The sequence below is a fragment of the Parapedobacter soli genome (assembly GCF_025460835.1).
GTDB classification, from domain to species: domain Bacteria; phylum Bacteroidota; class Bacteroidia; order Sphingobacteriales; family Sphingobacteriaceae; genus Parapedobacter; species Parapedobacter soli.
The window spans coordinates 100,072-111,456 of the sequence record NZ_JAMXAY010000006.1 but is presented as its reverse complement, the minus strand read 5'-3'; the positions used below and the strand labels follow the sequence as shown (position 1 = coordinate 111,456).

Genomic DNA, 11,385 nt, shown 5'->3' with positions numbered 1-11,385 from the left:
CAACAGAAGACATTATGAAAAAAATGAAATATTTGTCACTTGCCTTTGCAATGGTAATTGGAGCAAGTGCGTGTAATAAAGACAGCCTGGATTTGGTCAATCCAAACAGTCCGGGTATGGCATCCCTGCAAACGGAGGAAGGCATACGGCGTGCCGCATTGGGCGTGTATGATAAATTTGGTTTGGAATACTGGTGGCTCGCATTGCAAAATCACGACTTAATGGGTGATGCCTATTTTGCATCCGTCGGAAATTTTGGCTGGCGTTGGCTTAATCAGCCGACCTCTATGACATTGAGTAATGGAACAGTGCTTACACCGCCCCAGGGTGGTTCACAAGTCGATGAAGTGCTTAACCGTAACGGTAGAGCTTTCGGTGAAGATAATGCGCTGCAATACGAATGGCAAGCTATGTATTTGGTAAATAACCAGGCTAATCTGATTCTTGCGGCATTGGAAGACCCGAATTTGAGTTTTTCTGCGAGCGGCGAGATGAAAACAAATGTATTGCGTGCATGGGCGTATTGGTGGAAAGGCTTTGCCTATTCTAGGATCGGCTCACTTTATATTGCGGGTATTATTGCCAATACGCTCAACGAGACGAATAGTGACTTCGTGACACATGAGGAAATAATCGCTGAAGCCAACCGTAATTTTGATCAGGCAATTAGCGTACTCAACGGTATGCAGGGCGGCGAAGCATATAATGATTTCTTCACTTCGATTATTCCTTCTTTCACAAACGCAGGCAAAGGCGGTGCGGTATCTCCCCAGGAATGGATTCGGAATATCAACACTTACAAAGCGCGCAATTTAGTGGTAAACAAAGAAGTGTCTGAAATGACAAGTGCAGACTGGCAGCAGGTATTGACATTAACCGAAAGCGGTATGCAAGCTAATGACAAGACATTTACCATGCGGTCAGCTTTGCAGAACGACTTGGTGTCTGAAACAGCTTGGCAGCCCTTTCGGTCAACGGTTGATTTGTGGTCGCACATCAGTGAGCGCCTGATCCAGGATTACAAGCCTGGCGACAATCGGTTCGAACGTAATTATACGACGGAATACCCCACGTATCCAATTATTAATGCCCAGGCAAGAGGGTTTAACTACAGTACGCGCTATGGCTTTATCCGTATAGAGGACGGCGGTGATTATTCCACCCAGGTGGCTGGATTAGCTGAAATTACCATTGCAGGTGCGTATGAAGAAAATCAGTTGATGCGTGCTGAAGCATTGATCAGGACCGGGAACATTGACGGTGGATTGGAGTTGATCGATGAGGTGCGTGATTATCAAAATGCGCAGCTGGATGCCGTTGCCGGTACTGGATTAACTGAAGCTGAAGCTTTGGAAGAACTTCGCAGTGAAAGGCGGGTAGGCTTGTTGAATAAAAACGTTGCGTTCTATGACGCACGCAGATGGGGTGTTTTGAAACCTGTTTCAGAAGGCGGCGGCCGGAGCGGGGCGGTGGTATTGTATATTCCCTCAGGGGCTACTTCTTATGTTGTAGACGAGAATGCGACTATCGATTACAATTATTTAAGCTGGTGGCCAGTGCCTGATAACGAGATCGACCTGAACGAACCATCGGTCGGATCTGCCCCGGTGACTGTTCGGTAATTAGATTCCTGGCATTTTGCTCTTAGAGCAATGGCTATATAAGGGTGTCCGGCCTAGGCCGGACACCTTTTTTGTGCACCCAGCATGAGAGAACAGCTCTTGGGTGTAAATTCCTCACTTGCCTTTGCAGTGGGAAATGCTAGTCCAATGAAACCTGTCCGTCTACTTCATACTATTCCGCTTACAACGTAATACAAGCACCTCGGGAACTTTATCTGGTACAGGAAACCGGTCACTGGACGTATCCCGAACAGCAATCGAAGATACGGGAATGGCTCTTGTCGAAAAAATAAGCCCTATACATTGCCTTATACCCAATATGCTGTACCTTTGGTCGTATGAGTGTGCAGGAGCGATTTACCAGATACCTTGTTGAGGGGCAGCTTTGCAAAGCAGGTGAACGCATCTTATTGGCCGTGAGCGGTGGTAAGGATTCGGTACTGATGGCCCATCTTTTTGCTGACTCAGCCTGCGCTGTGGGCATTGCACATTGCAATTTCCGGCTGCGCGGTGCTGAGGCCGATGCCGACGAGGCGCTGGTGAACCGCCTGGCACGGCAGTTAGACGTACCGTTCTATGCCACGGCGTTCGATACAGCGGCTTACGCCGGCCAGCGGGGTATCTCCATCCAAATGGCTGCGCGCGATCTGAGGTATGAATGGCTGGAGACGATCCGAGCATCACAAGGGTATGATTACATCGCCATCGCACAACACCAGAATGACCACGTGGAAACACTGTTGCTTAACCTGGTGCGCGGTACCGGGCTGGGCGGACTCCGTGGTATCCAACCCAAGCGTGGCCGTATCATCCGGCCGTTACTCTTCCTCACCGCTGCCGAGGTGGCCGCCGAGGTATCCCGGCGGGGATTGGCTTACCGCGATGATGCGTCCAATTTCTCTACCAAGTATGCCCGCAACAAAATCCGGCTGGACGTCATTCCCAAGCTGAAAGAACTGAACCCAGCCCTGGAGCGGACGATAGCTGCAAATATGACCCATTTCTCAGATGCTTATATCGTATTGCAGCGGCATCTGGATGACTTACGAAGCCGGTTGTTCGTGGTGCACGAAGTGGAAGGGGCGGAGGAATGGCACATCCCCGTAGCCGAGCTGATGGCCCTTGATCCGCAACCGTTTTTACTGTATGAACTGTTTAAGCCTTATGGATTCACGGAAGCGGTGCTGGGCGATTTGGCGGCGGCGCTGCCGGGGATATCAGGCAAGCGATTTTCATCGCCGTCACATACACTGTATATAGACCGTGATAACGTAGTGATGCGGCGGAACCGCGCTGCGGCCGACGAAGTGGTGGCCATCGGGAGTGTTGGTGATCGTGTATCTTGGGGCGGGCACCGCTTCGAAGCAGCAATATCTACCGATATGGCTATACAAACTGACGCGGATGTTGCCCAGTTTGATGCCGGCCGCATCGTGTTTCCCCTGCAGATCCGCTCATGGCGTGCTGCCGATGTTTTTTATCCGCTGGGGATGGCAGGTAGAAAGAAACTCAGCGATTTTTTCGTGTCGTTAAAAATTCCGGTGTACCGCAAACATGAGGTGCCCGTGGTGGTGAACGGTAATGGTGATATCATTTGGGTGGCCCCTTACCGGATGGACAATCGGTATAAAATTACAAGCGAAACGAAAAAAGTGTTTACATTAGCACGTCTTTAATGCCATGGAGGAAGAAAAGCCGATTTATGTAGAAAACCAATACCTGGGGCGCGACCGCGGTTGGCTGAGCGTGCGGCTGGTGCTTGCCCTGTTTTGCTTCACCGCTTACTACATCAACATTGAGCGCGAGAGCGAAAGCCAGCTGTTCCTGTTGGTGGGCATTGCCATCCTATTCGTTTCCATTGTGATGATGTATATGTTACAATACCGCATCACGGTGAATAAGGGTTGTGTGAAACTGAGCGGACTATGGACTACCCGCTTGGTGAAGATAGACCTCAATAGCATTACGAAGGTGGAGCGCAAGCCGTACAGCAAGTTTTTCATCAACAACCCGGTTTATAACCTGCACCAAAAAGGGCGGATTAAGTTTTATGCCGGAGGGAAGGATGCGGTGTGGCTTACAGACCGCGACGGCCTGCAGTATATCATCGGTACGCAACGGCAAGTGGAGCTTGAGCAGGCCATCCTTAAGGCGAAGAGGTAGAGCTTGGTTAAATACTGGTCCCAAAGCACACCTCACTGCCGAAAGGTGCGGAATAGGTGGGTAAATGACGGCTTCGTAGCGGATTGCAGGCATTTGAAATACATCTTCGCTTGCATGTAAAACCATTTTTACCTAAGTTTGTATCAATATGGGATTGTTGAAATTTTTATTCGTCGCAATAGCCGTCCTGTGGTTGGTACGTGTGGTAGCACGGCTCCTTTTCCCATGGGCGATGCGTAAGATGGCAGAAAAGGTAATGGGCAACCCCCAAAGCCAATACCAATATCGAAACACGACCTTCCGTGGTGCGAAACCCGATGAACGGCAGCAACCCGATGGCAAGGTACGGATAGACTACATGCCACCGCAAAGCAAACCAAAAAACGGCGCCAAAAATGCTGGTGAATTTGTGGATTTCGAGGAAATCAAATCAACTAGTGAGTGATGGTAACGGAAGCCGTATCCTAAATCTAAAGTCGTGTGGCTGAAACAACTGGCTGTACTGAATTTCAAGAATTATACCGAAGTTACCCTGCACTTTGCGCCGGAGGTGAATGCATTTACGGGTGCCAACGGTGCCGGTAAAACCAACCTGCTGGATGCCATCCACTACCTGTCGCTATGTAAGAGTTTTTTCAACCCGATAGACTCCCAGCAAATCCGCCGGGATGCCGATTGGTTTATGGTGCAGGGCGAATTCGATAAAGATGGCCAGGCCGATACGGTGGCATGTAGCCTTAAACGCAACCAGAAAAAGCAATTCAAGAAAAATAAGAAAGCATATAGCCGACTGGCCGATCATATCGGGCAGTTCCCGCTGGTCATGGTGTCACCCAGCGATTCGGCCATCGTTACCGATGGGAGCGAAGAGCGCCGCCGCTTTGTGGATAACGTGATCTCGCAGACAGACCTTGCGTACCTCGATGGGCTGATTGCCTACAACAAATGCCTGGCCCAGCGCAACAGCTTGCTGAAACAGGCCGCCAGGGGCAGTAAGTTAGACAGCAGCTTGCTTGAAGTGCTCGATATGCAGCTTGTGGAATTCGGCGTGCCGATTTTCGAAAAACGACGGGCATTCATGGCAGAATTTATCCCTGAGTTCGACAACCACTACCGGTTCCTTACAGACACTGCCGAAACGGTGTCGCTGGTGTACGAATCGCAGCTGATGCACGCGCCGTTCGGCACGCTGCTGGAGCAATACTTAGATCGCGACCGGCTGCTGGAGCGGACAAACGTGGGTATACACAAGGACGATCTGCTCTTTACCATACATGGTGATATGCCACTCAAGAAATTTGGCTCACAGGGGCAGCAAAAGTCGTTCCTTATCGCACTTAAGCTGGCGCAGTATAGTTTCCTGCACCGCCAGAAGGGATTCAAACCACTGCTGCTGCTAGACGATATCTTCGATAAGTTGGACGATCACCGCACACGGAAACTGATGCAGATGGTATCGGCAGATGATTTCGGACAGATATTCCTAACCGACACGGATTCCATGCGGATAAACCGTATCTTTGATGAGATAAACCGCCGCGTCCGTATTTTTGAAATAAACAGCTGTACGGCACGCCAATTGGAAAAGAATGGGTAGGGGTGACGACATGACCATCAAGGAAGCCATCGAGAAAATGCTCGAGGTATACAAACTACGGCGCAAGTTTGATGAAACCGCGCTGGTGTCAGCATGGCCGCAACTGATGGGGAAAGCCATTGCCAACCGAACCAAACAACTGTATATCCGCGATAAGAAGCTCTTCGTAAAGGTAGAATCGTCGGTCATCAAAAACGAGTTGGTGCTGATGCGGTCACAGATCATCGGCCGTTTGAATGAGCACGTGGGCCATGTGGTGATCGAAGATCTGGTACTACTCTGACGCTGGAATGGAAAGGATAAACCCTACACCGTAAATATTTTCGATCCGCGCTCCCGACGATGAATACCGGAGGAGCTTGCGGAGCCTGGAGATGAACACATCCAGACTGCGCCCCATGAAGTAGTCGTTTTCGCCCCAAAATCGGATCAACAGGTCTTCGCGCTTTACAATGGTGTTACGGTGGGTATATAGATACTCCAACAGTTCGGCCTCGCGCAGCGTTACGGTGGTTTTTACCTGGCCATCCACCGAAAGGCTCAGCGCTTCTTTATTCAAGGTGATGTTGCCGATTTCAACCATCTCTGAAACCCGCTCCGGCTCGGCCGTATTACCCTTGCGCCGCACGATGTTGCGGATGCGCAATACCAGTTCGTCGATATCGAAAGGCTTGGTAATGTAATCCATTGCCCCCATGTCCAGCCCCAGCAGCCGATCCTTTTTTTCCTTGCGTGCGGTGAGGAACAGGAAATAAGCGTTTTTGTCGTGTGCCACGATTTTTTTGGCCAGATCGAAGCCATTGAAATCGGGGAGTTGGATATCAATGATGACCAAGCTGTAGTTCTCGTCTTGCCGTAAATACTCCTGGTAGGCGCTTTTGGCATCCACGCACCACGTGACGTCAAAGTTCATAGCCTCCAGGTATTGTTTGGTCACATTGCCCAAATCTACTTCATCTTCTACATATAGTAACTTCGGATTCATTGCATGCACTAACTTTTATAGGGTATGTGGATGGTGAATTGACTGCCTACATGCTCCTTGCTTGTTACGGATAGCGTCCACCCATGGCTTTTTATGCATTGGTAGGTGTAATATAGCCCCAGCCCCAATCCGGAAATATGCTGGGTGCCCCGTTGTTGGAAGCGGTAGAATTTCTCGAATACGTGCTCGATTTCCTTGTCGGGGATGCCCGTGCCATTGTCGGATATACGTAAATCAATGGTGTTGCCCGCAACCACGGTGTCTACTGAAATTTGCTTGTGCTCGCTATGGTTGTATTTGATGGCATTGTCAAACAGGTTCAATAGCATCGTGGTGAAGAAAAACTTGTTGAGCTCAACATGGAGCGGGAGAGGAACAGTATGCAAGGTGACAGCCGTGTTTTGCACGGATAGCTTCATGTTATAGTCCGTAATGATTTCGGCAAGCAAGTTGTTTAGCTCATGCGGCTCCTTTTGAAGGGTGGAGTTATCCATCGTGGTGATGTCCATCACCTGCTCAAAGAGCTTCTGCAAGCGCAGGGATTGCCGTTCGATGATTTTGGTGAGCGGCTTGATGTTTTCAGCGTTTGCCAGGATGTTGTCGTTCTGCATGTTCTTATTGGCCACGATGATGGTAGAGAGCGGCGTGTTGAACTCGTGTGTGATACTATTGACAAAATCCGACTTCATTTCGGCCAGTTTTTTCTGGCGTAGCCAATTGCGGTAGGTGACATAGTAAATAGATACCACACAGCCAATGGCGAATAAGGCGATGAGGAACGTCGGCATCATCAGTTTCATGATGCGCCACGAACGGTTACGGTGGTCGGCATGCAGCGAGAACGACATCCAGTAGTTGTAGTCTTCGGCGTTGCTGACCGTGATCTTGGCAATTTCGTTTTGCGGAAGCGGCGTTTTAAGGGCGCCGCCGATGTTGATGCCGATGGGCGTGTTCAGACTGTCGGGAACGAAAGGGGGCGGACTGCTGGCATGGTAGGCATTGACAAGCATCATGTTTTTGAAAACCAGCTGTATTGCGTTGATGGTAAGTAGGTATTCGAGGTCTTCATCCAGGCCGTACTCAGCTTTCACCGTTTCAAAGAGGCTGTCCATGGTGTTGCCTTCCCGGAGGGCTACGAACATGCTGTCCAGTACGAGGTTCTTTTCGTGCTCGAAGCGATCCGGGCCGCTGTGGTACGCGGCCTCCAGGGCGTGGATGTTGGTCATCAGGTACCTGTCTATGATGTCTACGCCACCCGGAAACACCTTATCGTTGCGGATACGCTGGGTGTACCGTTCGTTGATGAGGGTCTTCTCTACGGCTTGGTACTGTTCGTCTTTCAGCTTAAAAGTGTTGAAGGTAAGGTAGAATACCACCGAGGCCAATAAAATAAGCCCCATCAGCGAAACACCCTTATGTGTTGTTAATGAATACCGCATGTATTTGGTCTACCTGTTCTAATATGAGCGAATATAATAATGAAATCATGAGAATAAGTATCGTATGAGGGGGTATTTGGTTTTCATTAACATTTTGTTGGGCATTTGTTAACAGGCTCCGGTGAGCGAATGTATTACTTTTGTTATGTAAATGTAATTGTACCCTATCAAAACAAAATATATCCAAGTGTGGAATGGGCAGCTTTTGTTAATACAAAGGTTGCCCATTTCAATTTCGGTAACCGCCACCGGCATGGCCATGCACCGTAATTGGTTTACCCGGTAACGTATTTTTTCCCGATACTGCGCAGTACCACGTACCCGATAGTTCCCGAAAGGGCCGAAGCGACGAGGATGGCAAATTTGGCCTCTGTTTGATGGTACACGTCGTCAAACGACAAGAGTGCGATGAATATAGACATCGTAAACCCGATACCGCCCATTAAGCCGATAGCGAGAACCTGGAACCATTTGGTACCCTTGGGTAGTTCGCTAAGCCCCAGCTTCACCGAAATCCAGGAAAGCAACGTTATCCCGATAGGCTTGCCGATGAACAGCCCGGCAATGATGCCCATGCCCAACGGGCTGGCGAGGCCTTCCACCATACCGCTCTCAAATCGGATGTTGGTATTGGCCAGCGCAAACAATGGCATGATGATGAAGTTTACCGGTGTGGCGATTGCATGTTCTACCGTCTGAATGGGGGAAGGACCTCCCGTTTTACCTTTGATAGGAATGGCGAATGCCGTAAGCACGCCCGCAATGGTGGCATGGATGCCGGAGTGGTGGATGAAATACCAAATGAAGACACCGGGGATAAGGTAAACCCATACCGATTTGACGCCGATGCGGTTCAGCAACAGCATCGCGGCGAATATGCCGAACGCATAGAGCAGGTAGGTAGTGTGGAGCTCGGTGGTGTAGAAAATGGCGATAACAAGGATAGCCCCGAGGTCATCTGCAATGGCCAACGCGGTAAGGAGCACTTTCAGGGCGATGGGGACCCGTTTTCCCAATATAGACAATATGCCGATGGCAAATGCGATATCGGTTGCCATGGGGATGCCCCAGCCGTGGGCGGTCTCGGTGCCGGTATTGAACAGGGCATAGAGGCCTGCCGGAACCAGCATACCACCCAGAGCGGCGAAGATGGGCAGGGATGCCTTTTTTGCCGACGAAAGCTGCCCATGGGCCAGTTCCTGTTTGATCTCGATGCCCACCATGAGGAAAAAGAGGGCCATCAGGCCGTCGTTGATCCAAAGGAGCACGGGGTATTTAAGGTGAACCTGCGGTGTTTCAAAGCCGATTTGCTGGCCAAGCAGGGATTCAAAGCCCGGTCCCAAAGGGGAATTGGCAATAATCAGTGAGATAACTAAAAATACCAGTAGGGTGATACCGCTTGCGGAATCGGCTTCGAAAAACTGCTTGATCTGTTTGCGCATCTGTGAAAAATAATTATCGGTTACTGCTTAATCTGCTTCTTTCTGCTACATGAAAAGGCTGATATCACCCTTGCCCTCACGGATGATCTCGAACTCGCCCGATGTAACGTCTACCACCGTAGAGGCGATGTTGCCGCCGTAACCACCATCGATCACCATGTCCACCAGGTTGCCGTACTTCTCGTGGATGAGTTCGGGATCGGTGGAATATTCCACGATTTCGTCCTCATCATGGATGGACGCTGATACGATGGGGTTGCCCAGTTCGCGCACAATTTCCCGTGCGATAAGATTGTCTGGAACCCGGATACCCACCGTTTTCTTTTTGGAGCTCAGTAGTTTGGGTACTTGCCCACTGGCGTTGAAGATAAATGTGAATGGCCCCGGTAATGCTTTTTTCAATACCCGGAACGTGGTCGTATCAAACGGCTTGGTATATTGCGATATGCCGGTGAGGTCGTAGCAGATGAACGAGAGGTTAGCCTTTTCAGGCTTTATTCCCCGCAGTTCACAAACGCGCTCGATGGCTTTGTGGTTGTTGATGTCGCAGCCCAAGCCATATACGGTGTCGGTAGGGTAGATGATCAGTCCACCACGCCGCAATACCTCAGCCACCTGCTGGATAGCCTTAGGGTTGGGGTTTTCTTCGTAGATACGCAGTAACATCGTTAACTATCAAAATTCCGCGTTGTGCGGCGTGCGCGGGAAGGGGATGACATCGCGTATGTTGGTCATCCCGGTGACGAACAGCACGAGGCGCTCGAAACCGACACCGAATCCGGAGTGTGGCGCTGTTCCAAACCGGCGGGTATCCAGGAACCAGTCCATCTCGTCTGCCGGTATGTTCATCTCCTCCATCCGCTGTGTTAATTTGTCCAGCCGCTCTTCGCGCTGCGATCCGCCCACCATCTCGCCGATGCCGGGGAACAGGATATCCATGGCGCGGACGGTGTGCCGTCCTTCGGCGTCGGGCTCGTTCTGCCGCATGTAAAACGCTTTGATGTCTGCCGGGTAATCGGTGAGGATAACCGGTTTTTTGAAATGCTTTTCGACCAGGTACCGTTCGTGTTCCGATTGGAGGTCGGCTCCCCAGCCCTCGATGAGGTATTTGAATTGCTTCTTCTGGTTGGGCTTGCTGCGCTGGAGGATGTTGATGGCCTCCGTGTAGGTGAGCCGCTCGAAGCTGTTGTCCAAGCAGAAATTGAGTTTGGACACCAAGTCCATTTCAGACCGTTCGTTCTGCGGCTTGCTTTTCTCTTCTTCGAGCAGTCTGTTGCGTAAAAATTCGATTTCGTCAGGGCAGTGGTCGAGCGCAAATCGGATGACATATTTGAGCAGTTCTTCGGCCAGGTCCATGTTGTCTTCCAGCTCATAGAATGCCATTTCGGGTTCAACCATCCAAAACTCGGCAAGGTGGCGAGTGGTATTGGAGTTTTCGGCACGGAAAGTGGGGCCGAAGGTGTAGATATTGCCCAGGGCCATAGCCGCCAGCTCACCTTCCAACTGCCCCGATACGGTGAGGTTTGTCGGCTTCCCGAAGAAATCCTCGCTGTAATCTACCGACCCGTCGGGATTGCGTGGTATATTGTCGAGGTCGAGCGTTGTTACCTGGAACATCTCACCTGCACCTTCTGCATCCGACCCGGTGATGATGGGCGTATGCAGGTACACAAACCCGCGCTCGAAGAAAAACTGGTGTATTGCAAACGAAAGGGCTGTCCGTACCCGGAAGATGGCATTGAAGGTATTGGTGCGGAAACGTAGGTGGGCAATTTCACGTAAGAATTCGAGGCTGTGCTTCTTGGGCTGCAACGGGAACTTATCCGGGTCGCTGTCGCCCAATATCGCTAACGTCTCCACCTTTATTTCCACACGCTGACCCTTGCCCAGCGATTCAATCAACGGCCCGGTGACCGAAATCGCGGCTCCGGTAGTGATGCGCTTCAGCAGGGCTTCGTCTGTGTTCTTGAAGTCGACCACAGCTTGGATATTGCCTAGGGTAGAACCATCATTGATGGCGATGAACTGATTGTTGCGGAATGTCCGCACCCACCCTTTTACGGTAATCTGATGGCCGTAGTCGGTGGAGTTTAACAGGTCTTTTATACGAGTATGTTTCATTGTTGGCTAACGAGTA

General features: G+C 50.5%; 11 protein-coding genes. 6 read left to right on the top strand and 5 right to left on the bottom strand.

Annotated elements, in window-relative coordinates; genetic code table 11:
• Window positions 1-14: 14 nt before the first annotated feature.
• The 6 genes from NGM62_RS04645 to NGM62_RS04620 all read left to right on the top strand — a co-directional run bounded on the left by NGM62_RS04645 (window position 15) and on the right by NGM62_RS04620 (window position 5,665).
• A complete protein-coding gene (locus NGM62_RS04645; RefSeq protein WP_262246168.1) occupies window positions 15-1,622 on the top strand; it encodes a RagB/SusD family nutrient uptake outer membrane protein in 1,608 nt (535 codons plus the stop codon).
• A gap of 338 nt (window positions 1,623-1,960) precedes the next feature.
• Window positions 1,961-3,298 (top strand): tRNA lysidine(34) synthetase TilS, encoded by a 1,338-nt coding sequence (gene tilS, locus NGM62_RS04640; RefSeq protein WP_262246166.1) that lies wholly within the window; start codon window positions 1,961-1,963, stop codon window positions 3,296-3,298.
• Between the two features lie 4 nt (window positions 3,299-3,302).
• Window positions 3,303-3,785, top strand: coding sequence for a hypothetical protein (locus NGM62_RS04635; RefSeq protein WP_262246164.1), 483 nt, complete (start codon window positions 3,303-3,305; stop codon window positions 3,783-3,785).
• 148 nt (window positions 3,786-3,933) lie between these two features.
• Window positions 3,934-4,230 carry a DUF4834 family protein gene (locus tag NGM62_RS04630; RefSeq protein ID WP_262246163.1) on the top strand — a complete coding sequence of 99 codons (297 nt, stop codon included), beginning with the start codon at window positions 3,934-3,936 and terminating at the stop codon, window positions 4,228-4,230.
• Between the two features lie 33 nt (window positions 4,231-4,263).
• A complete protein-coding gene (gene recF, locus NGM62_RS04625; protein WP_262246162.1) occupies window positions 4,264-5,382 on the top strand; it encodes a DNA replication/repair protein RecF in 1,119 nt (372 codons plus the stop codon).
• Window positions 5,375-5,665: a DUF721 domain-containing protein gene (locus tag NGM62_RS04620; RefSeq protein ID WP_262246160.1), complete on the top strand. Its 291-nt coding sequence runs from the start codon at window positions 5,375-5,377 to the stop codon at window positions 5,663-5,665. The genes recF and NGM62_RS04620 overlap by 8 nt, the downstream gene beginning before the upstream one ends.
• Here NGM62_RS04620 and NGM62_RS04615 read toward each other — a convergent pair.
• The 5 genes from NGM62_RS04615 to asnS all read right to left on the bottom strand — a co-directional run bounded on the left by NGM62_RS04615 (window position 5,657) and on the right by asnS (window position 11,369).
• Window positions 5,657-6,367: a response regulator transcription factor gene (locus NGM62_RS04615; protein ID WP_262246159.1), complete on the bottom strand. Its 711-nt coding sequence runs from the start codon at window positions 6,365-6,367 to the stop codon at window positions 5,657-5,659. The genes NGM62_RS04620 and NGM62_RS04615 overlap by 9 nt on opposite strands.
• A gap of 8 nt (window positions 6,368-6,375) precedes the next feature.
• Window positions 6,376-7,806, bottom strand: a complete 1,431-nt coding sequence (locus NGM62_RS04610) for a sensor histidine kinase (RefSeq protein ID WP_262246158.1) — start codon at window positions 7,804-7,806, stop codon at window positions 6,376-6,378.
• Window positions 7,807-8,081: 275 nt separating this feature from the next.
• Window positions 8,082-9,248, bottom strand: coding sequence for a Na+/H+ antiporter NhaA (gene nhaA / locus NGM62_RS04605; RefSeq protein WP_262246156.1), 1,167 nt, complete (start codon window positions 9,246-9,248; stop codon window positions 8,082-8,084).
• 45 nt (window positions 9,249-9,293) lie between these two features.
• Window positions 9,294-9,914 carry an L-threonylcarbamoyladenylate synthase gene (locus NGM62_RS04600; protein ID WP_262246153.1) on the bottom strand — a complete coding sequence of 207 codons (621 nt, stop codon included), beginning with the start codon at window positions 9,912-9,914 and terminating at the stop codon, window positions 9,294-9,296.
• A gap of 9 nt (window positions 9,915-9,923) precedes the next feature.
• On the bottom strand, window positions 9,924-11,369 hold the full coding sequence (asnS, locus tag NGM62_RS04595) for an asparagine--tRNA ligase (protein ID WP_262246151.1): 1,446 nt from the start codon (window positions 11,367-11,369) through the stop codon (window positions 9,924-9,926).
• Window positions 11,370-11,385: the final 16 nt, after the last annotated feature.